Source organism: Candidatus Epulonipiscium viviparus, assembly GCF_030708075.1.
GTDB lineage: Bacteria > Bacillota > Clostridia > Lachnospirales > Cellulosilyticaceae > Epulonipiscioides > Epulonipiscioides viviparus.
In genome coordinates this window covers 2,216,732-2,242,219 of record NZ_CP117982.1, presented here as the reverse complement: position 1 = coordinate 2,242,219, position 25,488 = coordinate 2,216,732, and the positions used below count along the sequence as shown (strand labels likewise).

Annotated in this window: 17 protein-coding genes; 9 read left to right on the top strand and 8 right to left on the bottom strand. The window is 37.9% G+C overall.

Features of this window, described 5'->3' with window-relative positions:
• Window positions 1-58: 58 nt before the first annotated feature.
• Window positions 59-1,900 carry a tetratricopeptide repeat protein gene (locus PCY70_RS09350; RefSeq protein WP_305767144.1) on the bottom strand — a complete coding sequence of 614 codons (1,842 nt, stop codon included), beginning with the start codon at window positions 1,898-1,900 and terminating at the stop codon, window positions 59-61.
• Window positions 1,901-2,117: 217 nt separating this feature from the next.
• Here PCY70_RS09350 and greA point away from each other — a divergent pair, with 217 nt between their 5' ends.
• From greA to groL, 9 genes are all read left to right on the top strand, one after another.
• Window positions 2,118-2,591, top strand: a complete 474-nt coding sequence (gene greA, locus PCY70_RS09345) for a transcription elongation factor GreA (protein ID WP_305767143.1) — start codon at window positions 2,118-2,120, stop codon at window positions 2,589-2,591.
• Between the two features lie 18 nt (window positions 2,592-2,609).
• A complete protein-coding gene (gene lysS / locus PCY70_RS09340) occupies window positions 2,610-4,091 on the top strand; it encodes a lysine--tRNA ligase (RefSeq protein ID WP_305767142.1) in 1,482 nt (493 codons plus the stop codon).
• A 97-nt stretch (window positions 4,092-4,188) separates the two neighbouring features.
• Window positions 4,189-4,524: a hypothetical protein gene (locus tag PCY70_RS09335; protein WP_305767141.1), complete on the top strand. Its 336-nt coding sequence runs from the start codon at window positions 4,189-4,191 to the stop codon at window positions 4,522-4,524.
• A gap of 142 nt (window positions 4,525-4,666) precedes the next feature.
• Window positions 4,667-6,661 carry a hypothetical protein gene (locus PCY70_RS09330; RefSeq protein ID WP_305767140.1) on the top strand — a complete coding sequence of 665 codons (1,995 nt, stop codon included), beginning with the start codon at window positions 4,667-4,669 and terminating at the stop codon, window positions 6,659-6,661.
• Window positions 6,553-7,437 (top strand): hypothetical protein, encoded by an 885-nt coding sequence (locus PCY70_RS09325; RefSeq protein WP_305767139.1) that lies wholly within the window; start codon window positions 6,553-6,555, stop codon window positions 7,435-7,437. The genes PCY70_RS09330 and PCY70_RS09325 overlap by 109 nt, the downstream gene beginning before the upstream one ends.
• A 60-nt stretch (window positions 7,438-7,497) precedes the next feature.
• Complete coding sequence (locus PCY70_RS09320) at window positions 7,498-8,100, top strand: NUDIX hydrolase (protein WP_010167163.1); 603 nt, start codon at window positions 7,498-7,500, stop codon at window positions 8,098-8,100.
• Between the two features lie 60 nt (window positions 8,101-8,160).
• Window positions 8,161-9,030, top strand: coding sequence for a DNA-3-methyladenine glycosylase family protein (locus PCY70_RS09315; protein WP_305767138.1), 870 nt, complete (start codon window positions 8,161-8,163; stop codon window positions 9,028-9,030).
• Between the two features lie 88 nt (window positions 9,031-9,118).
• On the top strand, window positions 9,119-9,403 hold the full coding sequence (groES, locus tag PCY70_RS09310) for a co-chaperone GroES (RefSeq protein WP_010167161.1): 285 nt from the start codon (window positions 9,119-9,121) through the stop codon (window positions 9,401-9,403).
• A 24-nt stretch (window positions 9,404-9,427) separates the two neighbouring features.
• Complete coding sequence (gene groL, locus PCY70_RS09305) at window positions 9,428-11,062, top strand: chaperonin GroEL (RefSeq protein WP_010167160.1); 1,635 nt, start codon at window positions 9,428-9,430, stop codon at window positions 11,060-11,062.
• A gap of 38 nt (window positions 11,063-11,100) precedes the next feature.
• Here the strand turns inward: groL and PCY70_RS09300 are convergent, their stop codons facing one another.
• From PCY70_RS09300 to PCY70_RS09270, 7 genes are all read right to left on the bottom strand, one after another.
• On the bottom strand, window positions 11,101-12,753 hold the full coding sequence (locus tag PCY70_RS09300) for a glycosyl hydrolase family 28 protein (RefSeq protein WP_010167159.1): 1,653 nt from the start codon (window positions 12,751-12,753) through the stop codon (window positions 11,101-11,103).
• A 39-nt stretch (window positions 12,754-12,792) separates the two neighbouring features.
• Window positions 12,793-15,120, bottom strand: coding sequence for a glycoside hydrolase family 2 TIM barrel-domain containing protein (locus tag PCY70_RS09295; protein ID WP_305767137.1), 2,328 nt, complete (start codon window positions 15,118-15,120; stop codon window positions 12,793-12,795).
• A complete protein-coding gene (locus tag PCY70_RS09290; protein ID WP_305767136.1) occupies window positions 15,117-18,134 on the bottom strand; it encodes a glycoside hydrolase family 2 TIM barrel-domain containing protein in 3,018 nt (1,005 codons plus the stop codon). The genes PCY70_RS09295 and PCY70_RS09290 overlap by 4 nt, the downstream gene beginning before the upstream one ends.
• A 3-nt stretch (window positions 18,135-18,137) precedes the next feature.
• Window positions 18,138-19,595, bottom strand: coding sequence for a sulfatase-like hydrolase/transferase (locus tag PCY70_RS09285; protein ID WP_305767135.1), 1,458 nt, complete (start codon window positions 19,593-19,595; stop codon window positions 18,138-18,140).
• Between the two features lie 48 nt (window positions 19,596-19,643).
• Entirely contained in the window at window positions 19,644-22,619 is a 2,976-nt protein-coding gene (locus PCY70_RS09280) for a glycoside hydrolase family 2 TIM barrel-domain containing protein (protein WP_305767134.1), read from the bottom strand.
• Window positions 22,620-22,691: 72 nt separating this feature from the next.
• Window positions 22,692-24,056, bottom strand: coding sequence for a sulfatase family protein (locus PCY70_RS09275; RefSeq protein ID WP_305767133.1), 1,365 nt, complete (start codon window positions 24,054-24,056; stop codon window positions 22,692-22,694).
• A 2-nt stretch (window positions 24,057-24,058) separates the two neighbouring features.
• Window positions 24,059-25,477, bottom strand: a complete 1,419-nt coding sequence (locus PCY70_RS09270) for an aldehyde dehydrogenase family protein (protein ID WP_305767132.1) — start codon at window positions 25,475-25,477, stop codon at window positions 24,059-24,061.
• Window positions 25,478-25,488: the final 11 nt, after the last annotated feature.

Sequence of the window (25,488 nt, the reverse complement as noted above, 5' to 3'; positions counted from 1 at the left end):
CTTCTTAACAATATTTGGTAAATGTAATTATATCATGTCCTCTGGCAAATATCCACTATTACAATGTAATTTTTTCCATTTCAGCTTTAGAAGCATTATACCACTTATCTGCTAACTCCAAATTTTTTTTGTTACCAACATCAGATCTATATGCTCGGCTCAAATTATATTGTGCCGCGATGTTTCCCGCACAAGCAGCTTTCTCGTACCAATGAAAAGCTTTGTCGTAATCTATTTCGACGCCCTTGCCATAATAATAGCAAAGTCCGAGCTCACATTGTGCCGCAGAATGTCCTTGAGCTGCCGCTTTGATATAACACTTTGCCGCTTCTGTATAATTTTGTGCCACCCCAATGCCCTCTTCATAGCATAAGCCTAGATGATACTGCGCGTCATAATTGCCGTTGTGAGCGGCTTGATAAAAATACTTGGCAGCTTTGATATCATTCCTATCATGACCGATGCCTTCTTTGCAAAACAGTCCCAATTTAAATTGCGCATCTGCATAGCCATTTAAACTCGCTTTCACATACCACTCGATTGCTTTTGTTAAATCTCTCTCGACACCAATTTCTTCTTCGTACATACGCCCCAAAGTATATTGCGCCAATGAATGATTTTTCTTTGCGGCCTTATCAAACCACACCACTGCTTTTAACAAATCTTGTTCGACACCAACTCCTTCATAGTAGCAAACCCCCACATTATACATAGCCGGTACAAAATCTGAATATCCCGCAACCTGAAAATAGTCAAACGCTTTCTTATGGTCTACATCAACACCCAATCCCAAATTATAGCAATTTCCTAAACTATACTGCGCGTTTGGGTAATTTAGCTTTGCAGCCTGCAAATATAAGCGCACCGCTTTGGTGTAATTTTTTCCAATCAAATCGCCCTCTTCATAGCATTGACCGAGCGTATACAACGCTTCTTTGTGATTTAAGTCAGCAGCTTGCTTATATAACTTAATTGCCAGTGCTCCATTTTGTTCAACACCAATTCCTTCTTCGTAACAAAGCCCCAATTTATAAAAGGCCGGCGCATAATTTTGATCTGCAGCTTGATTTAAATATTGTATTGCCAATGATTGATCGCCCTCGATGCCTTTTCCGGTCAGATAACATATCCCAACTTTATATAGGGCCTCTGGAATTCCTTTTTTAACAGCAACAAAGTAGTGTTCGAGAGCTTTTTTCATGCTTCGTTTAACACCCAAGCCATTTTCGTATAAATTTCCCAATGCATACGAGGCCATTCCATAATGACGACGAACCGATTTTTCATATAACTTAACCGCAGTCTCATAATTTTGCATTACGCCATATCCATGTTCATAACACTGCCCCAGATGATATTGCGTTTCTCTTAAATTTTCATGAATTACGCTCTCTAACAATTCAACAGCCTCGTCATACAAAGGCTTTACCCCTAAACCCTGATAATAGCAAGCGGCAAGATTTGTAACAGCCATCGCATGCTTGTGTTTAGCAGCGTATTGGTAATATTTTACAGCTTCTTTATAATTAAGTGCAACAATTTCGCCTGCGTAATATATCAAGCCAAGTTTATACGCGGCTTCGGCATGATCATTATTGGCGGCTTTTTTATACCAATATATCATTTTGTCGTGATTAATCTTGGTACCAAGACCTTTTTCGAAACACAAACCTAAATTATATTCAGCTTGATTATAATTTTGGCTCGCAGCTAATTTAAAATAATGGAATGCCTGCTTATAATCTTTCGCCACATTAATGCCGTTTAGATAGCAAACTCCTAAATTAAATTGTGCTTCAGCAGAATCTTCTTGTGCCGCGCTTTCAAGATCTTCTATAATAACTGGCTTATTTTCTTCATCTAACACTTCTTCTATATCATATGTATGAGAAAATTTCATTGAATACACCCCTTCTTCTTTTTTTCTTCATTATACCACATAAAATGACCTGAGTGAATATCATATCCAAAATATCCGTAAATTAACAATGTTGACAAGTAGCGTATTGCTAGTTTATAATTTATTCCATTGTCAAATAATTTTTGGTTTTGAGCTAAAAGTTATAAAAAATTATCAAATTATTGTATGAAATCTTACTTAGAAGGGAAGGATTTAAATGGCAAAAGCAGTTCTCCTTACAAAGGAAGGCGTTTTAAAATTAGAAAGTGAGTTAGAAATATTAAAAACAGTAGAAAGAAATAAAGTGGCAGAAGATCTAAAGGAAGCTCGAGCTCAGGGAGATTTATCAGAAAACGCAGAATATGATGCGGCAAAAGATAAACAAGCCGAGATCGAAACACGCATAGTTGAAATTGAAAAGATGCTCAAAAATGTAACCGTAATAGATGCAGATGACGAAAGAACCGATGTTATAAAACCTGGACACAGAGTAACTTTATGGGATGATGCATTCGAAGAAGAAGTGGAATATCTAATAGTGGGCTCCACAGAAGCAGACCCGTTAAACGGCAAAATTTCTAATGAATCTCCAGTCGGTTCTGCCATTTTAGGCAAAGCAGAAGGCGATGTAATAGAAGTGGAAACATCTTCTGGAATAGATCGCTATACTGTGCTTAAGATCGAAATATAAATTGGAGGAAGATAAGTAGTGAGTGTAGAATTATCTATTAATGAACAAGAAAAAGTTAGACTAGAAAAGTTACAAAACCTCAAAGAGATAGGCAAAGACCCCTTTGAACAAACCAGATTTGTCAAAACAAATAACAGTATTGATATAACAGAAAAGTTTGATATATTGGAAGGCACCACCGTCGCTGTTGCAGGCAGACTTATGGCAAAGCGAGATATGGGCAAAGCTTCCTTTATACACATCCAAGATGAGTCAGGCAAAGTGCAGTCATATGTTCGAAAAGACGAATTAGGCGAAGAAGACTACGGGCTATTTAAAAAGCTTGATATCGGTGATATTGTAGGAATAAGAGGAATAGTCTTTAGAACTCAAAAAGGTGAAATTTCTATTAGAGCAAAAGAAGTAGTATTACTTTCAAAAAGCTTGAGAGTTCTCCCCGAAAAATTCCACGGCCTAAAAGATACAGAAACTAGGTATAGGCAACGATATGTCGACCTAATCGTAAACCCCGAAGTAAAAGAAACTTTTATAAAACGTTCATTAATAATTAGAGAAATGCGAAGATTTTTAGATGACGACGGATTTTTGGAAGTTGAGACACCAATATTGCACACCATCGCCGGCGGGGCCGCGGCTAAGCCATTCATTACTCATCATAATACGTTAGATATGGATATGTATTTACGCATAGCACCCGAATTAAAATTGAAAAGATTAATAGTTGGTGGCTTCGAGAAAGTATATGAAATCGGACGCGTATTTAGAAACGAAGGAATGTCTATTAGACATAATCCGGAATTTACGATACTAGAATTGTATCAAGCATATGTTAATTATGTAGATATTATGGATTTAACCGAAAAATTGATTAAGCATGTAACCCAAAAAGTGTTGGGCACAGGGATATTACAATATGGAGAGATTACGCTAGATCTTGAAAAACCGTTTGCTCGACTCTCTATGCTAGACGCAGTTAAGGAACACTCTGGTGTCGACTTTAACGCAATAGCAGATGATAAGACTGCCAAGCAAATTGCAAAAGAACACCACATAGAGGTCTTGCCATATCATAAAAAAGGTGATATCCTAAATTTGTTCTTTGAAAAATATGTAGAGGAAAAGCTCATCAACCCTACGTTTATCATTCATCATCCAGTGGAAATTTCTCCGCTATCAAAAAGGAAAGCCGATGCAGTAGAATATACAGAACGCTTCGAACTATTTATTTTTGGTAGAGAAGTTGCCAATGCGTTTTCGGAATTAAATGATCCGATTGACCAAAGAGAGCGTTTTAAACGCCAAGAAGAGCTCAAACGTTTAGGTGATGATGAAGCTTGTGAAATAGATGAAGACTTTTTAACCTCTCTTGAATATGGTCTACCGCCTACTGGTGGGCTAGGAATAGGAATTGATAGACTCGTTATGTTTTTAACAAATTCAGCTTCTATCAGAGATGTACTTTTATTTCCGACAATGAAAGCTGAAAAAAATTATAAATAGTACTTGAATATTTAATTTTTAAATGATATGCTAACTTTGTATATTTTTTAGAAAAATAGTAACACTAATAGTAAATATTTTTAGAAGGAGATACTGTATGAGCAAAAGAGAAATGGACAAGATTGTTGATAAGATTGTCAAAGATGCTAAAGATAAGTTAGGTATTGAGCAACCCGCAAAATGTGGAAAATGCGGCTTTGTTATCTTTGGTGTAACAGTCCTAGCGGGTTTAATTGCCATCATTCTCTACATTAAATCTAAACAAGACGAAGATATCGAAGAATATTACGAATACTTCGACGACGATTTGGATGACGATGAAGACAATATGTATGACGACTTAGACGACGACTTAGATGATGATGTAGAATACCTTGAAATCAAGAATTCTGACGATGGCGATGACTTTGACTTTGATAACGATGAAGAGTAATATTTCGGGAGCTACCAATAATCTTGGTAGCCTTTCTTTTGCAAAAAGTAATATATTGTAAAATAGTTAATTTACTTAAAAGTACGAATTTTTTTAGCGAATTGTATTATAATATAATTAAGAACACACTAAAGGAGTAAAGATGGATAGATTAAAAGAATTATTTAGCAAGGAAATGCTTATTTTATATAAAAAGATAAGCACTCAAATTAGATACAAATCCCAGAATTTACTTAAATATATTAATGAATATGGTGGCTATCAAGCTGCATTAAAATATATTTATACCCCGTCCTATACCCATGATTTTTCGGCACTTTGGGAAGCTGGGCGACTTGATTTATCCATAGAAGTACTACTACTACAGGATAAGTATCAAGAAATTGTATCGTCAGAGATAAGAAAATTTTGTGCCAAGCGTTTAGAGGAATATAATTACAAACCCAAGGAAATCCCTAAAGAAATTCAAAAAGAGCAACCATTACGATTTGCTGATGTAATAGAAGAGGGGAGTGAAAATATGCCAACTAAATCCAATAGTTTTAATGACGTATATTACACTGAACTTGTTAACATTTCTAAAGCACAATGGAAAAATTTATTTCTAAATGACAAGATATTTACTTTAAAGAACAAAGAATTAATTTTGAAAATGTATAACTTAGGCAAAACTAGAATCACGTACGAATCATTGGGTGAAACAAAATATGCTTATAAAGAAATTCTCACAATGCTTGCTAAAAAAATTAAGCCGCATGTTAAAATAGAAGTACCCACATCTGACAAAGGTGAGGCACTCTGGTGGAACATTTTATTATTAGGAAATTTCAAGGATAATCAACATTTTGATTTGGTATTGAATCCGAATTTATACGCAGCTATAAGTGCAATTGTAGGATTTGAAACAAGCGATGAACCTGACAATCGAGCTGCCTCTATTGATCGGGCTGCCGACAGATTAGCTCGCGATGATTCCAGAGACTACGATCGAGCTGCTGCTATTGATCGGGCTGCCGACAGATTAGCTCGCGATGATTCCAGAGACTACGATCGAGCTGCTGCTATTGATCGGGCTGCCGACAGATTAGCTCGCGATGATTCCAGAGACTACGATCGAGCTGCTGCTATTGATCGGGCTGCCGACAGATTAGCTCGCGATGATTCCAGAGACCGTGATCGAGCTGCCGCTATTGATCGGGCTGCCGACAGATTGGCTCGCGATGATTCCAGAGACTACGATCGAGCTACTGCTATTGATCGGGCTGCCGACAGATTAGCTCGCGATGATTCCAGAGACCGTGATCGAGCTGCCGCTATTGATCGGGCTGCCGACAGATTAGCTCGCGATGATTCCAGAGACCGTGATCGAGCTGCCGCTATTGATCGGGCTGCCGACAGATTAGCTCGCGATGATTCCAGAGACTACGATCGAGCTGCGGCTATTGATCGGACTGCCGACAGATTGGCTCGCGATGATTCCAGAGACCGCGATCGAGCTGCGGCTATTGATCGGGCTGCCGACAGATTGGCTCGCGATGATTCCAGAGACTACGATCGAGCTGCGGCTATTGATCGGGCTGCCGACAGATTAGCTCGCGATGATTCCAGAGACTACGATCGAGCTGCGGCTATTGATCGGACTGCCGACAGATTGGCTCGCGATGATTCCAGAGACTACGATCGAGCTGCGGCTATTGATCGGGCTGCCGACAGATTAGCTCGCGATGATTCCAGAGACTACGATCGAGCTGCGGCTATTGATCGGACTGCCGACAGATTGGCTCGCGATGATTCCAGAGACTACGATCGAGCTGCTGCTATTGATCGGGCTGCCGACAGATTGGCTCGCGATGATTCCAGAGACCGTGATCGAGCTGCTGCTATTGATCGGGCTGCCGACAGATTAGCTCGCGATGATTCCAGAGACGTGATCGAGCTGCTGCTATTGATCGGGCTGCCGATAGATTGGCTCGCGATGATTCCAGAGACTACGATCGAGCTTCTACTATTGATAGAGCTGCCGACAGATTGGCTCGCGATGATTCCAGAGACCACGACCGATCTGCTGCTATCAACAGGACATATCAAAATGCTATTACCGAAAAAATTTCACACGGTTTTACTGATGATGAGATAACTCCGATTACTGAAAATACTCTGGATAAAAATCTATCTAAGGTAAATACTCTTAGCCAACTTAAAAATAATACTCGACTTTTAAGCCAGGCTGAAAAAAATACTGTAATTTCCCATAAACATGAAATAGGATCAATAGGGCACATAGATAATAATTTAGACTCAAATAATATTCCTTCACTTAGTTTAGTTCGAGGAAAAAAAGATATATCAAAAGAAAAATCAATTAACTCACCTAAAAAAGGTTTTCTTAATGATGACTTAAACGATGATGAGAAACTCGACGCTTTTGTAGAAGATTTTTTCGCAGACGACAATGAAAATGACGTAGAATTTGAGGAAGAACCAAGTTTAGAAGAACTTGCGCAAATTGAACGAATGCTATCTGGATCTTTTGATACACCAGCATCTTCTGCACTTCAAAAAATGCAACGTAAACCATTTGAAATAAAATCGCCTACCAAAGCTAATGATTTAGAATTGAAAAAGGAAGAAGAAGCAAAAGCAAAATGGAATATCTTAAAACAAGAATGCCTTGAATATTACGGTGCAAGTTGTGAAATTTGTGGAATGGATTATGGATATACCTACGGAGATAAGTTTGAACATTTGATGGATGTATATAACACAAAATCAAAAGAAAAAAATTGGGATAATTTGAATGTAGATCCAGAAAAAGATTTAATCCCTGTATGTCACAATTGTAGTGCAATTATCCATGCCAAAACACCTCATTATAATGTTGAAGAAGTCAAAAAATTTATACAAAACAAATAATTATATTTAGCGGGCGGATATTTTGTATCCGTTTTCTTTTTGGGAATAAAGGAGAATAATATGAAAATATTAGAATTAAAAGAATTAGTAAAAACCAGATATTTGAGCATGTATGACATAGTTTATCAAAATAAAAAAGGCAATCAAAAAAGCTGGATGCTCGCAACGCGAAAAACTGCTGCCGAGTTACACAAAATTTTCTTTGAAAAAACCGTAGATGCTGCAGATGCAGTTGTTGTAGTAGCGTTTCATACTGCCAGCAAAAGTTTGGTGTGTATAAAACAATTTAGATTACCTATAAATGATTATATCTACGAACTTCCAGCAGGGCTTATAGATCCAGGCGAAACTATTTCCACCACTACTGTTCGTGAATTGAAAGAAGAAACCGGATTAGATCTCGATCAAATATTACAAGAGCCATATGGTGATAAATTATATCTGACTCCCGGAATGACAGATGAATCTATTGCATTAGTATTTTGTACCTGTTCCGGAGACGTTTCGACAGATCACTTAGAGCCCGACGAAGATATTACTCCGTACCTTGTTAATAAAGAGCAAGCCAAAGAAATATTAGCAAGCGATACCAAGATGGATGTCAAGTTTTATCTCATTTTAAGTAACTTTATTAATGGAATCTATGATAATTTTTTCAAATAATGTTTTAAATTCCAAAAAAATGTTAATACTTATAAGAAATAAACTTATAGAGGAAAAAACATGGAAATTCAGATTACCGATTTTAATATTACTCAAACTCTAGAATGTGGACAAATTTTTAGATTTTATAAAATTGAGCCTGATAATTTTAACATTATTGTGCAAGATAAAGTAGTTAATATTTCTCAACGGGAAGACCAACTTTTTATTGAAAATACTACCCTGGATGAGTTTAATTTATTTTGGAAAAATTATTTAGATCTAGATACTAACTATAAAATTATAAAAGACACACTTTGTGAAATAGATATTCATATGAACAATGCCATCCGATTTGGTGGTGGCATCAGAATTTTGAAGCAAGATCCATTTGAAATGCTTATCTCGTTTATCATATCTCAAAATAAAGCAATACCACATATAAAGCAGTGTATAAACAACATCGCTGAGCGTTTTGGACAACCGATTTTTCAAGAAATATCTAGCGAAACTTACTACGCATTTCCAACCCTAGCTCAATTACAAGCAGCGACAATAGATGATTTATCGGAGTGTAAAGTTGGATTTCGAGCTGCTTATATCAAAGATGCTATAGATAAATTAAGCTCTGGAGAAGTTGATTTAACAAGCATAGCCAGTCTGGAAACAGCCGATGCCAGAAAACAACTTATGAAAATTAAGGGCGTGGGCAAAAAAATTGCCGACTGTGTATTACTGTTTGCGTATTATCGAACAGATGTGTTTCCAACAGACGTTTGGATCAAACGTGTAGTAGAAGGATTTTATTTTAATCAAGAAGAAACAAAGCTTGAAGTGATTGATACCTTTGCTAAAAACACTTTCAAAGATTTCGCTGGTTTTGCGCAACAATATTTATTTTTTTATGCAAGAGAAAACAACTTATTCAAAAAAAATGCGAAAGATACTTGACATTTACTGTGATTATATTATAATACAATGGTAATTAGCACTCTTAACACAGGAGTGCTAACAAAGAAATTTTTAGGAGGAATTACAAATGAAATTAAAGCCACTTGGCGATCGTGTTGTTTTAAAACACCTAGAAGCCGAAGAAAAAACTAAATCAGGAATCATTTTAACAGGAGCTGCGAAGGAAAAACCTCAAGAAGCAGAAGTTATTGCAGTAGGACCTGGTACTGTTGAAGATGGCAAAAAAATCGAAATGGAAGTTAAGGTTGGAGACAGAGTAATTTATTCAAAATATTCTGGAAATGAAGTTACTCTCGACAAAGAAGACTATGTTGTTGTTAGTCAAAAAGATATTTTAGCAGTAATAGAATAGTTATATACGAAGGAGAATTTTAACATGGCAAAGCAAATGAAATTTGGAACAGATGCAAGAGTGGCACTACAATCAGGAGTGGATCAACTTGCTAACGCAGTAAAAGTAACTTTGGGACCTAAGGGACGCAACGTTGTTTTAGATAAATCTTATGGTACACCTCTTATTACAAATGATGGGGTAACTATTGCAAAAGAAATAGAATTAGATGATCCGTTTGAAAACATCGGTGCTCAACTTGTAAAAGAAGTTTCTACAAAAACTAATGATGTAGCTGGAGACGGCACCACCACCGCAACAGTTTTGGCTCAAGCCATGATAACAGAAGGACTTAAAAATGTTGCTGCAGGCGCAAACCCTATTATAATTAGACGCGGAATGCAAAAAGCGACAAATACGGCTGTTGAGAGCATTCAGGCACTTAGCAAGCCTGTAGAAAGCAAAAACCACATTGCTCGCGTCGCTGCTATTTCGGCTGGTGACGATGAAGTAGGTGCCTTGATTGCAGACGCTATGGAGCGAGTTTCAAATGATGGTGTAATCACTATCGAAGAATCAAAAACCATGACTACAGAGCTTGATGTTGTGGAGGGAATGCAATTTGATCGTGGATATTTATCTCCTTATATGGTAACAGATACAGACAAAATGGAAGCTGTTCTTGACACCCCTTACGTTTTGATTACTGATAAAAAAATCTCTAACATCCAAGAAATTCTTCCAATATTAGAACAAATTGTTCAAACAGGTGCGAGACTATTAATTATTGCAGAAGATGTTGAAGGAGAAGCTCTTGCGACTTTAGTCGTAAACAAACTTCGCGGAACTTTCAATTGTATCGCAGTTAAGGCTCCTGGTTTTGGTGATAGAAGAAAAGAAATGCTTCAAGATATTGCAACTCTAACAGGTGGTGTAGTGATTTCTGAAGAAGTTGGTCTAAACCTTTCTGAAACTACTGTAGATCAACTGGGTCGTGCGGAAAGCATTAAAGTTAGCAAAGAGTACACTGTTATTGTTAATGGTTCTGGTGAAAAATCTGATATTACGGCTAGAGTAAATTTAATTCGTCGCCAATTAGATGAGACCACTTCAGAATTTGATCGTGAAAAACTTCAAGAGCGTCTTGCTAAACTTGCTGGAGGTGTTGCAGTAATTAAAGTTGGTGCGGCGACAGAAACAGAAATGAAAGAGAAAAAGCTTCGTATGGAAGATGCGTTAGCGGCAACCAGAGCTGCGGTAGAAGAAGGTATCATTCCTGGCGGTGGTGCGGCGTATATTCATGTGTTAAAGGATGTTGCAAAACTTCTCGATTCTACTGTTGCTGAAGAAAAAACAGGAGTTAGAATTATATTGAAAGCACTAGAGGCGCCGTTGGCACAAATTGTTGCAAACGCTGGTCTAGAACCTGCTGTTATTGTAAATGATGTAAAAGCGCTCGAAGATGGCAAAGGATTTAATGCCTTAACCGAAAAATATATTGACATGCTTGAAGATGGAATCATTGATCCTACTAAAGTCGCTAGAAGCGCGTTACAAAATGCTACTTCTGTTGCAGCGACGTTCTTAACTACCGAGTGTATCGTAGCTGATATTAAAGCTGATGAACCTGCTATGGGTGGCGCTGGAATGGGAATGGGCGGAATGCCTGGAATGATGTAAGAATTAAAGCTCCCTGAAATTTAGGGAGCTTTTTTATTTTAGCGATTTGTTTTGCAGATAGTATTTTCTTTTACAACTACTTCTCCGCAATTTTCTGTTTGAATATAAAAATCTTCTGACAAATCTTTTTGCATATTAATAGTATTATTTTGAATAGTAACTTTTTTGAAGCTATAACCGTAGAAAAGAGGACTTTCATCGAGGGAGATTTCATTATTTTCTATAATCATTTCGCCATGATAAAATTTTCCATTTACTTGCTCTTTCATTTTTGGATCAATATCGATAAGAGCCTCTCCCCAGTTGCCATGGTTTTTGCGAGTCAGTTTGTTATTCCTAATAATTAGTGTTGAGATTGCTCCAGATTCGTACCAGTTGCTCATATCGCTATTGACCTTGATTGCAGAGCCTTCGCTATCTATGATATTGCCTTCTACAATAGTTTCCTTGGTCGAAGTAAGAATTAACCCTCTAGCCCTATTTTTACCACAAACATTATTTCTGAAAATAACTTTAGGGTACATCGACAAATTATCTACGCAGTAAGTTTGCCCTTCTTCAAAATCAAATGCATCTGTTAAACTGACCTCATAGTATTTGTTGTTTATTTTCTTGAAATCTGCAACTGCCGAATAACCCAACTCTAACATAGTTGGCTGGTCACATATCGAAATTTTATTGCCTTTTAGTAGATTGAAAAATCCATACTGCTGATAGTGAGGTATCTCTAACAATACGCATTTATCGTTAAACACTTTTGCTACTCTCAAATAATTGCCGTGCACGTTAATTACATCATCAAACATACTTTCTAGTTTGCAATTTTCCACAATAACAGTACCTTGGCAGTTTACAAAGTGTGTCGCATCAGTATTGGTCGAGAAGACTCTAGTGTTGCTAGGTGAAATGTCTATTTTGGATACTGTAATATCTTTGGAAAGCTGCGCCACAACGCCCATTGTTCCGGATTGCTTAATTCTTAAATTTTCCACTTTTACTGTATCGCTTCTATCGATTGTCACTGCCGGAACTAACCTTTCTTCGTGCTTAATAGTAAGAATATTTCCTACCATTGGAATTTTTCTAAATCTGCTAAATATCTTAACAACTCCCTCTTCTATTTCTTCGGCCGGCAACCCACCTTGCACACTGTTATCAAATGCGTCTGCAACAGGACGATTGTTGCCTTTGTAAAACTCTAACATCCCCTTTACAAAATCACTCTTATAGTCTTCGCCCATAAATCTTATAGTATTTTGCCTTATTTCATATGGAAATTCAGCTTTATCGATTTTTAAGGTAACCTCGTTTTTAGATGCTTCTAGTACTTCTCCTTGAGATGTAAATGCTCGTTGAAAGTCGATTTCAAAGTTTTTAATAGTTACGTTTTTACAGTTAAAAACATAAAACGGAAGTATTCTGCCTACGCCGTTTAAGCTAGATCCATTGCCATCGATAACTATATTGTTTTTGTTATATACTGCAAATGCCAGACTTTTTACCCCAGAATCATTATTCGAAATATAGCAAAGTTCATTACGAGCATATGTTGTGCGTAAATCATAGTGCCCCTTTTCGATATTGATGACGGTATCGTCTTCTACCGCTTCTATCAGCTCGTTAATATAGTGTGTGAAATCTCCAAGCCTCGAATTAGCAATCATTTCTTGCGTTACATTTATAGTTTTCATAATCTCCTCCAATATAAATTCCTCATCATCTAAAATCTTTTACAACACTGTATCAATTTCTACTGTTTGTTCTCCAAGCTCTGAAGAAACAGTCAACATCCCTGTCCCTGGCGTGTCTTTTATACTCCTAATAATAACCATACATTTGCCACTCAATGTTTTACAATACGGCTCACCAAATGTTCTTTCATCTGCTTGATATCCGCTATCTGCTGCTATATATTCGATAGGTCCTGTTACAGAAAAATTGAGTTGAATATCGCTACAAGGACATACGGTTCCTTGCTTATCCACAATAGTACACTTGATATAGCACAATGCGTCTCCATCGGCAAAAATGGAAACTTTTTCCGGTTCAACCAATACGGTAGTGGGTTCTTGCGCCGTCTTTATACACGACTTAATGGAAGGATTGTCAACAGATACCGCTAGCAATTCTCCTGGCTCGTATAGAACTTTCTCCCACACAAATCTGTGGCTTTTAGTTTCATCTTTCGAATTCTTTTTGGCAATGCCCAAAGATCGTCCGTTTAAAAATAATTCTACTTTACTACAAGACGAATATGCGTGAACATCAACAATGTCACCTTCCGTCCAATTCCAATGTGGCATCAGATGGATAAACTTTTCATCAGTCCATTTACTCTTAAATGAATATACTCTATCTTTTTCCATACCTGCAGTATCATAAATTCCAAAATATGAACTCCGAGCAGGAAAATGATTGCGATACGGCGTAGGTTCTCCGATATAATCAAACCCGGTCCACACAAACTCTCCAAAAACAAATGGATATTGATCCTGAGCCAAAAATTCTCGCTCATAAGGATATGCCCAATTAGGCGACCCCAGATCAAACGACGATTCTTTTAAGTTTTCTTTTGGCTTTATCGGATGCTCTATAGTAGCCCTTTTTTCAAAATAGCCTCGCGTACTCACTGTTGATCCTGTTTCGCTGCCATACAAAATTACATCAGGATATTTTAGATGCAATTGTTCATACAGATGCGGCTTGTAATTGATTCCAGCTAAGTCGACTTCAAATGCGATACCAGTTCTAAACGCATCCTCTGTCATGCTGAGTCCTGCAGTAGTCGGGCGAGTTGGATCCTCTTGCTTACAAATTCTATGAAGATACCTCGCAACTTTATATCCATCTTCCTCTCTCTGCTCCAAAATTTCATTGCCTATCGACCACATAATGACACTCGGATGGTTTCTATCTCTTCTAATCATATCCACTAAATCTTGCTTAGCCCACTTATCAAAGTGCTTACCATAACCATTTTTAACTTTTTTCATTTGCCACTCATCATAGGCTTCATCCATTACTACAAGACCATACTCGTCACATAAGTCCAACACTTCTGGAGCCGGAGGATTGTGTGCGCATCTGTATCCATTTACTCCCATTTTAATTAGCTTTTCGATTTGCCGTTCTGCTGCATACTTATTAAATGCTGCTCCCAATGCACCCAAATCATGATGCATACAAATTCCTTTTATTTTTGTGACTGCCCCATTAATTATAAAACCTTTGTTGCTATCAAATTCAATAGTTCTGATGCCAAATCGCGTGTTATAGCAATCAATTTCTTTGCCATCGATAAATATCTTTGCAGTTACAGTGTATAGATACGAATTCCAAATTCCCCAGCACCTATAGCTATTTAATTTAAAAACTTCGTATACACTGTCTATATAACAACGTTTTCGACTAGATCCCACCACCATTCCGTCGCGATCAGTCACAACAAATTCCACTTCTACATCTTGGCTTGGATTCACAATGCTAGCTTCTAGATCGATAAATGCTTTGTTATTTCTAATTTCTGTCGTCACTCTCAGTGGGCAATACGGAAAATAATGATCTGCTTTTTCTACAAGTCGAACTGCACGATAAATTCCTGCACCAGTATACCATCTGGATGAAGTACCTTCGGGCGATACTGATACTGCAAGAGTATTTTCCGCACCAAATTTTACCGCATCAGAGATGTCAACACTAAATGACGAATATCCATACACTCTGCCTTGATATTTGAGGCTGTTAACATAGATCGTGCTGTTGCTCATTATTCCATCAAATTCTAAAAACACTTTTTTAGTATCCGCTTGCACAAAGAACTTTTTTCTATACCATGCTTTTTCGGCTATAGGCAACGCACCTGTTCTTCCAACGTGCACGATAGGTCTAATTATTCCGTCTGCAATAACCTCGCTCACCTGCTTATCATTGTCCGGGTGAAATGGTCCTTCAATAGCATAGTCATGCGGTATTCTCACTTCTCGCCAATTCGCATCGTCAAAATGTTCTAAATGAGCATCCTGTACATCTTCTCGTATAAATTTCCAACCATATTTCATGAACTACTTTCCTCATTTCTTATAAATTTAAATTGCGTATTAAAATATAATCTAGTGTTGCTTAATCTATACTTCTCAATTAGCAACGGACCACAACTACTAGATCCTAGCCCATTCATATCAGAATCGATGCATAAGACAGTGTATGGACTTTCTTCTAATTCAAAGTTATGGCATGTGCGCTCCAGAATTTCTGCACTATAATGTGATGCGTTAAAGACCAGGGAACTGCCTGCTATTAAAATACTATAGGTTTGATCGCTAATTGAGATATATGAACAACCGCAGTGGCTACCATTTTCTTGCGGCACAATATAGTCTTCATGCAACTCTGTCACAGTGGTATCAAACTTTCCGTAATAGCTAGAACGACATTTATCGATATAGCTTTCATGCGGGCCTATTCCCAAATATTCAACTTGTTCAAAATTCTTTGCCAAAAACATTCTCACGCCAAATCTAGGTAATACTGGAAATCCATCATCACGTTCGCCATCCATAATAATCGTTAGTACACCATTGTTGTGAACCAGGTATCGAACCTCAAGCGCAATAAAATTCTGGATAGCCAATGCTCCTACACCCATTTTAAAGACCACTTCAGTATATCCTTGCTTTTGCTCGACCGCACATTCGTATACTCTAGTCGTGACTCTATCATACCCCGCAGTTTTCCAGTGCTGTGCAAATCGCTTATCGTTATCTGCAGGTGCACGCCAAATATTAATTTCTAATGGCTTCTCAAAAAAGCTTTTGCCATCGACTGTAACATTCGTTATTGTTCCCCTTAATTTATCGAATACATATTCGTTGGCATCAGACTTGACCACTAAAATTTTTTCGTCTTCAGATTCCTCAATAATATTTTGCGTACCATCTCCTGCAAAGTTTCGATAAACCGTTTGGATTATATACTGATCAAATCCAAATTCAAATCCCGCAGGCAGCGTATTGGTTGTTTCCGTTTTGATATATTTGAAAATCACATACATATCTGCTGCTATTAATGGCTTTTCTTTCCAATTTAGATCTGCTGCAACGACAGAGATGCTTTCATGCGGTAATATATTTTGATCTATAATGCCTTCTTGCACTTTTTCATGATCCAAAAATAATTCCCACTTGATTTCGAGAATATCTTTTGAATTTAGAAAATCCATGGTGTTAGTAAAGATAAAAGTTGTCTCTTCAACATCAGCATCTTGAGTCATTCTAATCGGTCGTGCTACATTCTTATATTCAAATAATCCGGTATGCGGCTTACGATTTGGGTAAACTAGCCCATCTATACAAAAGCTGCCACTATGAGGAAACTCTCCAAAATCTCCTCCAAACAAAAACTTCTCCTTGCCCTGTTCTGTCTTTCCTTCATATATCGCATGATCAGACCATTCCCACACAAATCCTCCCGCAAACGATGGGTATTCATAAATCTTTTCAAAATAGTCTTCTAAATCTCCAGGACCATTGCCCATAGCGCAACTGTATTCACAAAGCACCAGCGGCTTTTGCGGATTGTTCTTACAATAGTTTTCGACCTTATCTACCGGCATATACATTCGGCTATAAACATCAATGTTTGAGAGGTCATTGGTATAATCTGGCATTTCATATATGCTACTCTCATAATGAATCACAAAATCACTATCGAGCTCGTGTATATACGCGGCAGCCTTTTCCATATTTGGACCATATCCCGATTCATTTCCAAGCGACCACATTATAACGCAGGGATGATTTTTTTCTCGCACTACACATCGTTCGATTCTGTCCAAAATAGTTTTTTCATAGCTCGGGTCAGTACATAATAAACCAAATGTCTTGCTTTTAATAATTTGATCATCGTAATTATAATTGGTTCTGCCACCATTGTATAGGTGAACGGTATTATGGGTTTCTATATCCGCTTCTGCTATCAAGTAAAATCCATATTCATCATACAGCGCGTATGCCCAAGGCGAATTGGGGTAGTGGCTCGTGCGAATCGCATTGATGTTATGCTCCTTCATCAATTTTAAATCCACTAGCAATTGCTCTTTGGTTATGCAAAAACCTGTATAAGGATCGCTGTCATGTCTATTCACACCTTTAAATTTAATGTTTTGCCCATTTAGATACAGCACGGCGTCCTTTATTTCAATAACTCGAATACCTACTTTTTGCTCGATAATTTCTTCTGCTGAAATAAGCCGCAACGTGTATAGGTATGGCGTTTCTGCAGTCCACAACAGGGCATCTTCCACTTTGATCGTTGCTGCGTCGCTTATCGCATCCGTTTTCAAGAGCGTTCCGTCTGGAGAATAAAGTTCAAATTTCAGTTCCTCCACTACACCAGCATAGTCCTGAATGGTCAGATCTATTGCTGCTACCGGTGCTATTGCCGTTTTGATATAAAAGTCGCGAACGTGATTTGCAGGTCTCTTTAAAAGGTAGATATCTCTAAATATTCCAGTCATTCTAAATTTATCTTGGTCCTCAAAATATGTGCCATCACACCACTTCAAGACCAAAATGCTTATAGTATTTTGACCCACCTTTAAAAATTTAGTGACATTAAACTCACTTGTCGCATGTGCAACTTGGCTATATCCTGCAAATTTTCCATTCACCCATAAATAAAAGCAAGAATCCACACCATCTAAGTTGAGATAGTACAGTTCATTTAAGTCGTCGATCTCAAAAGTTTTAACATATGCTCCACAAGGATTTTCAATTGGTGCATATGGCGGATCAAAAGGAATCGGAATTTCTAAATTAGAATATTGATGCCTATCATATCCCAAAATATTTACGCAACTTGGCACGGATATCGTATCCGCATCTTCCAATATGCCGTCTTTGAGTTCTGTTGGAACATCAAAAATATTGTGAAACCATTTAAATCTCCAATCAGATCCATTCAGGTCAATCAGTCGAGACTCCCCTTCGGGTGTTAGAGGTATATAGTATGCTCTAACTTTTTCAGTTCCAATATGCAATATATCAGGATTTTCATAATATTTATCTAATTTCATAGTTTACATCTCCCATGTAGTTTTAATTGGCGGATACGGTACACTTTTTATCGTTCCAGCTTCTGGTAATTTTTCTACATCCAGCAAATAATCATTTGTGTCTTTCATATGCTGCAAAACTCGTGCCTTAAGTTCTTCTTTAATATCTTGGTATTGCGCTCTATCCGAAAGATTAACAAGCTCTTGCGGATCGTTTTCCATATCATAAAGTTCATCGATATCTTGCGGAATAAAACTATACTTATATCGCGGCGTCCTCGCAAATCTAATTTCAAAGCTGTGCCCATTATACTTATAATAGTTTCCAAACATAATTTTCTCAGCATCTGGCTGATAGCTTTTGTCTAACATAGGCGTTAACGACGATCCGTTCTCAGCACCAAATCCGGCTAAGCCAAAAAATGTTTGTGCTATATCCAGCGTTGTTGCATAGTCATCTCGCGCAAAGCCCCCCTGATCTCCATTTAAGTTTGCGCAATATAATAATGGAGTTCGCAAAACTTCCTCGTAGAAATAAGCATCTTTATCAAATCTCGCATGACCGCCTAACATTTCGCCATGATCTGATGTGAAGATCACTTTGGTTGGGCGACCTCCAGAACATGCTGCGGCCTTATCTAAAATTTCTCCGATTAATGCATCCATCATTGTAATACATCCATAGTATGCGGAGATGGTCTTTTGCCAGTTTTCTGCTGTAAAATCGTCCGTCGCCACACTAGGCCACCAATTTCGAGAGTGAAACCACGGCTTGTTAAAAAACGTATCTGTTATATTTTCTGGAAGCACCATTTCTGCCGGAGGATACATACTGAAATATGGCTCTGGCAATATACTCGGAAAATGTGGCCCAACGAATGATGCGGTAAGGCACCACGGCTGATCCTTATTTGCTTCTAAAAAATCCAACACTTTTGTAGTTACTTTATGCTCGTATCTATTTTCTACGCTATCAATTTTGCCATAAAACGGAAGCTTGTTGCCATTTTTTTCCGGAACAAACCTTTCTCCTCTGTCTTTAATCAGCTGACCTCTTTCTGTTACGAAGGGAATTCCATTCATATGCTTTGCGCGGTTTCCTTCTTTTCGGCATATATCAAAGTCGACGCCGCTATTGCTCCCATCCCAATCTAGCCCCAGATGCCATTTCCCAAAGTATCCAGTTTTACGCCCGCTCTTAGCCATAGCATCAAGCCACGTAAACGCATTGCCAGGAAGATACTCCTGAGAGCTCCCCCCCACATCGCAATTGTCAATAATTCCACTTTGATGCGGATAGAGACCCGTAAGTAGGCTTCCTCTTGCTGGTGTGCAAAGTGGCGTTGTAGTAAATGAATTTTTAAAGTCTACAGATTTTTGAGCAAGCTTATCTAAATTGGGAGTTTTAACAACTGGATGATTGCGATATCCCATACAATCTGCACGCCATTGATCTGTAAATATAAATAACACATTTTCCATAAAAACTTCCTTTCTAAAAAACCTCCCCGTCTAAGAGGAGGCATCATTTTAATTAAATAGCAATTCAAATTTAAACGTAATATCTGTATCTGTGATTGCATATGGTTCGTATAATTTTGCTTGACCGCAGCTGCTAGAGCCAATGCCGGCATTTTTATAGTCTATACACATAGTCACAAAGTCTTCTTCTTTCAATTTAAAATTATGCGATGTTTGAAAGAGCTGTTCTTGCGTAAAGTTTGATACGTTAAAACAAAAGTCTTTGGATGTTACCTCCACCTGATGCGTACCATTGGATAATTTTAGGTAGGTTGCACCATACCTACTACCATGTTCTTGGGGCACAATATAGTCTTCATACATATCCGCAACTTTATCTTTGTATTCGCTGTAGATGCAGTAATTATGCTTGTCGATATAGCTCTCATAAGGTCCGTATGCCTTATATTGAATATCCTGAAAAGATTTATCCAAAAATAATCTCACACCAAAACGCGGTAGCTCTGGAAATACTGGATCTTTTTTGGCGTGAATACTAACTTGGATGTCACCTTTGTTTGTGATTGTATATTCAGTTTCTACTTCCATAATTGCTTGCAAAAATACTGCGGTAATCAAGAACTTAAATTTAATCATTGTTTTATTTTTGACTTCTTCGTAGCTGCTATCAAGCATTTTGATGACAGTTCTGTTGTATCCGGCTTTTTTCCATTCTGCGATGATTTTGCGGTCATTATCTGTTGCTGCTCGAAAAATATTATAGTCTAGCGGTTTTGCCAAATAGGTCACATTATCTTTTGTAAACTTTTCTAGTGTACATTTTAATTTATCAAAGTTTGCAATGAAGGTATCGTTTTCTACTATAAATTTTGTATCTGTTTCTGTAACCGTAACTTTTCTGCCACCTAATGCTTTAGCAATCTTGGTTTCTACCTTATTTAAAATGATTTGATCAAAGCCAACATTATAATTAAATGGTATCAAGTTGGTTGCGGTCTTAGTATAGTACGAAATAATCAGATAGTTATCGACTGCCTTGTGCTCAGTAAATTCAAACAGCAATTCTTTTTGCTCATGCGGCTTTAGATCAAAGCTATCATACGTTTGCGTCTTCACTTCTGCATTGTCTATATATTGCGTTACAACAATTGTATAGTAATCTTTAACATTTACAAAGTCTTGCTGATTGGTTAGCCAAATTTTATGATCCTGCAACTTAGCTCGAATCGGACGATGCACATTCTTAAACTCTAGCAAATTCGTCTTTGGTTTTCTATCTGGATGAAGTAGCCCATCTAAACAAAAATTTCCAGCATTTGGGAAGTCTTTGAAGTCGCCACCGTAAAAATATTTGTCTTTGCCATTCGCTTCTTTGCCCATATAAATTGCATGATCATTCCACTCCCAAATAAATCCCCCCATATACGTATCAAACTCCAGCATTGTCTGATAGTATCGCTCAAGGTCTCCATTGCTATTGCCCATTGCGTGGCTATATTCACACAGCACGATCGGCTTCGCTACTACATCTTTTTCACAATAGGCTCGCACATCATCTGGTGAAATATACATTCTGCTATACACATCAATATTGGTTAAGTTGTTGTTATACCCCACCTTTTGATACACACTGCTTTCATAGTGAATCAATGCGGTCGGATCAAAATTTTTAATCCACTGAGCACATTTTTCGAGGTTGGGACCAAATCCCGATTCATTGCCTAAAGAATACATAAACACACACGGAGAGTTTTTCTCACGAATTACACATGCTTTGATTCTATCTAATAGTGCTTCGTAAAAACGAGGATCGTGGCATAACATTCCAAAGGTGTAATCGTCAACCAACTCTATCTTGCTATTATACAGATGCCCACCGCCATAGATTTCGCAAGTATTATGGGTTTCTATATCTGCCTCTGCCATAACATAAAATCCATACTTCGAATACATTTCATATGCCCACGGTGAATTTGGATAATGGCTCGTTCTAATAGCATTAATGTTATTCTCTTTCATAGTTTTTAAGTCGGCAAGTAGCTGATCGCGGGAAATAGCAGCCCCTGTATATGCACTGCTATCGTGCCTGTTGGTACCTTTAATTTTAACAGTTTTTCCATTTATATATAGAACAGCATTTTTGATTTCGACTTTCTTAAAACCAATTTCTATCTGAATGATTTCGTTATCGCCAATCAATTTTAAAGTGTATAAATTTGGCTCTTCTGCATTCCATAACTTCGGATTTTTAATTTTAAATGCAGTGTCATTCCCCTCATATACAACCTCATTTTTATATGATACTTCCACTATGAGGTTTTGCGGCTTGCCATCCCATTCAATTTCTATATTTACATCCACTTGCTTCATGGATTGAGCAACATTTTGTCTTACAGTAAAATCTCGGATATGCTCCTGCGGCCTTTGCACAATATATACATCCCTAAAAATTCCAAACATTCTAAATTTATCCTGGTCTTCCAAAAATGTTCCATCGGAATACTTCAATACTAATACAGCAAGTACGTTACCCCCTGCATGAACATATTTTGTAATCTCAAACTCGCTTGTTGCATGTGCCACCTGGCTATACCCTACAAACTCCCCATTGATCCATACGTAAAAAGCGCTGTCCACCCCTTCAAAGTTTAAAAAATTTCTCAGCTTAACTTGTTCTGATGTCAACTCAAACGATTTTACATACGCTCCCGTTGGGTTTTCATCCGGAACATATGGCGGTATAAATGGAATCGGCCCTTTCACATTGGCATACAAATGCTTATCATACCCCAACATATTTAATGAGCTCGGCACCGGAATTAAATCACAATTTTCCAGCACTCCTTGAGCAAAGCTCTCATCTACTTCATATGGATTATTATAAAACTTAAACTGCCAATCTAAAGAATTAAGATATTGACACCTCGGCAGTTGCTGCTTATTACGCGGAATATAATATGCTCTATGCGGCGTTGTATTTACATGCAGAATATCCAAGTTTTCATAATATTTTTCAAGCTTCATATTTAGTCCTCATTTCATTATAATAATAAATATGGGGGAGCGCAATTTCACTTCCCCATAAATCACTTTTATTTAAATCAATGGTGTTCCAACATTCCAAATTACATCATGATATGGTATCGCCTTATACATTTCATTGATGATCAACATCAGCCCCTGCATTTTAGCCGCAGTATATGGCTCCGCATTCCATAAATTATTTATCTCTAGAGGATCTTCGCTCAAATCATAGAGCTCTCCATAATCACGATCTACATATGATACAGTTTTAATATTATTATTGATGATACCCTTAATATTCCCAGCTTCCATAAATATATAAGGTCTCTGCTTAATTTCTTCGCCAGTATAATATTGCGTATAGCCAAAGTCAGACATATCCTTAGGTATCGGAATCCCCGCAGCATCAAGACAGGTCGCCGCAACGTCTATATTTAACACTTCGTCTTCTACTTTTTGACCGCAGTAATCCTTAATTGGCGGCTTCACAAACAATGGCACCCGCATTAGGCTGTTTGTCAGACACTGCAGCTTTTCCACCATTCCAAAATCACCCATAAAATCACCATGATCAGACGTAAATATTATCATAGTATTATCATATAAGCCTTCCGATTTGAGTGTGGCTATCACCTCTCCAATTTTTTCATCAATTAAAGTAAGATTCGCATAATATGATCGCTTGCTACGTTGATATTCCTCAAGCGTATAATCTTTAAGATAAATATTAGCGTAGGAATCCATTTCTCTAAAGTGCTTTGGCTTTTGCTCCAAATCCTCATATTTAGTTTTTGGAATCACCATATCTTCTAATTTATACATATCGGCATACTTTGTGCCATCCAAATCATACGGGTGGTGCGGTCCCGAAAATGATAAATTTAAGAACCAGGGTTTATCTTTCGGCAATTTCAAAATTTCCTGCTTACCTTTCTCACCCAAAAAATAATCGATGTGAAACTTAGTATCTGCCAACCATTCTCCACCACTCATAGACGTCTTTTTGTATAGCTGATTTGGCGATACCTTATTTTGTGCCAGATATTTTATATACTCTCCCATCAAACTAGGATTATATCCTGGCGAATGCCCATCAACCAAAATCTCTTTGTCAAACCCAGTATCGATCTTAGACTCCGCAAAGTGCAGCTTACCAACTAGCTCTGTAAAATATCCATTCTCTGCCAGCATTTTCACAAATGTTTTTTCCGTTTGCGGAAGCCTTGTCTTAAATGTCGGACAGCCACATTCGCTAGGCATTTTTCCTGTCATAATTGCAGCTCGCGACGGAATGCATGAGGGATTTGAACAATACGCATTCTCAAAGAAAACGCTCTCCTTAATCAATTTATTTAAATTTGGTGTTATGATCAAATCGTTATCAATCGTATCAAATCTTTGTTGATCTGTCATTATAAACAGAATATTAGGCTTCATCGCTACCCCCTTCTTTTGATCGACAGCCGCTTAACATAATAGTACTCTTCTAAGCTATATAGCGAGCAGTCTTTGCCAATTCCACTCTCTTTGAGCCCTCCGTGAGGCAAATTAAAATCATACAAAGGTTCGTTGATCGAGACGCTTCCCGCTTCAATGGCAGAGCCCAATTCTAATGCGCAATCGAGGTCTTTCGTATAGACATATGCTGCCAATCCATACTCTGTATCGTTTGCAAGAGCCACAATGTCGTCGCTATCATCAAATGGAATTATCGACATAATCGGTCCAAACACTTCTTCTTTATATACACGCATTTCGTTGGTTACTCCTAGCAAAACTGTAGGCTCAAAGAAATATCCAACCCCAGTCCGCTTTCCGCCTGCTAACAACTTTGCTCCCTTTGCAATCGCATCTTCTGTAAAGGCTACCATCCCCTGTGCGTATTCCTCAGACGCAATCGGTCCCATCAATACTTCATTGCTATCATCGCCAACCTTAAGCTTTATCTTTTTAACAAATGCCAAAACCTCTTCCACAAATTCATCTGCTACATTCTTATGAACAAATACACGATTTGGCGAAACGCATACCTGTCCCGCATTACCATATTTGAGATCGCTAATCTCTGCCGCCGCTTTTGCAACGTCCGCATCTTTGCAAACTACTGCCGGTGCATTGCCCCCCAATTCGAGTGAGTAATGTCTTAGATAGTCCGCACTGTCGCGGATTACAGATTTTCCTGCTCTACTAGATCCGATCATAGTCATCATTTTGGGAATCGCACTTTTGTTCATAACCGGTGCCACAACTCCAGATTTGCCAGCAATGATGTTGATAACTCCTGCAGGAAAATGCTTATTCGCTATTTCACCGATTTTGAGTGACGTTAGAGGTGTGAGGGATGACGGTTTCAAAACGCAAGTACATCCAGATGCAAGGATCGGCCCCAACTTGTATCCCAAATTTAAAATCGGAAAGTTAAATGCTAGATACCCAACAACAACTCCAAGAGGTACGTGATCGATAATATTTAGATGCGAGTTAGTTCTGTTGGAAATTGTTTTGCCATAGAGACGTTTATTTTCCTCGTTAAAAAAGTATAAGCAGTCTATTAACATTTCATAGTCATATGTTGCGTTATTAAGAGGCTTTCCGGTTTCTAGCATCAGCAGCGCCACCAACTCATCTTGTACTGAAATCAAATCTGATCTAAATGCTAAAATGGCCTTTTCTCTCTCCGCAATAGAAGCCTTGCTCCAAATTTTAAACGCCGCATCAGCTGCCACTAAGGCCTCTTCGCATTGCTCCGAAGATACGCTCTTAAACTCAGCAAGTACCTCGCCTGTTGCAGGGTTATAAACCTGCTCTGCTACACCGGTTCCCTCTACTATTTTTCCATTAATTGTCATAAAATACATTTCATACACCT

Bases quoted from the DNA above. Each gene is read 5' to 3' on its own strand.
- PCY70_RS09350 (WP_305767144.1), bottom strand. From the start codon at position 1,900: ATGAAATTTTCTCATACATATGATATAGAAGAAGTGTTAGATGAAGAA.
- greA (WP_305767143.1), top strand. From the start codon at position 2,118: ATGGCAAAAGCAGTTCTCCTTACAAAGGAAGGCGTTTTAAAATTAGAA.
- PCY70_RS09335 (WP_305767141.1), top strand. From the start codon at position 4,189: ATGAGCAAAAGAGAAATGGACAAGATTGTTGATAAGATTGTCAAAGAT.
- PCY70_RS09330 (WP_305767140.1), top strand. From the start codon at position 4,667: ATGGATAGATTAAAAGAATTATTTAGCAAGGAAATGCTTATTTTATAT.
- PCY70_RS09320 (WP_010167163.1), top strand. From the start codon at position 7,498: ATGAAAATATTAGAATTAAAAGAATTAGTAAAAACCAGATATTTGAGC.
- PCY70_RS09315 (WP_305767138.1), top strand. From the start codon at position 8,161: ATGGAAATTCAGATTACCGATTTTAATATTACTCAAACTCTAGAATGT.
- groES (WP_010167161.1), top strand. From the start codon at position 9,119: ATGAAATTAAAGCCACTTGGCGATCGTGTTGTTTTAAAACACCTAGAA.
- groL (WP_010167160.1), top strand. From the start codon at position 9,428: ATGGCAAAGCAAATGAAATTTGGAACAGATGCAAGAGTGGCACTACAA.
- PCY70_RS09300 (WP_010167159.1), bottom strand. From the start codon at position 12,753: ATGAAAACTATAAATGTAACGCAAGAAATGATTGCTAATTCGAGGCTT.
- PCY70_RS09295 (WP_305767137.1), bottom strand. From the start codon at position 15,120: ATGAAATATGGTTGGAAATTTATACGAGAAGATGTACAGGATGCTCAT.
- PCY70_RS09290 (WP_305767136.1), bottom strand. From the start codon at position 18,134: ATGAAATTAGATAAATATTATGAAAATCCTGATATATTGCATATTGGA.
- PCY70_RS09285 (WP_305767135.1), bottom strand. From the start codon at position 19,595: ATGGAAAATGTGTTATTTATATTTACAGATCAATGGCGTGCAGATTGT.
- PCY70_RS09280 (WP_305767134.1), bottom strand. From the start codon at position 22,619: ATGAAGCTTGAAAAATATTATGAAAACTTGGATATTCTGCATGTAAAT.
- PCY70_RS09275 (WP_305767133.1), bottom strand. From the start codon at position 24,056: ATGAAGCCTAATATTCTGTTTATAATGACAGATCAACAAAGATTTGAT.
- PCY70_RS09270 (WP_305767132.1), bottom strand. From the start codon at position 25,477: ATGTATTTTATGACAATTAATGGAAAAATAGTAGAGGGAACCGGTGTA.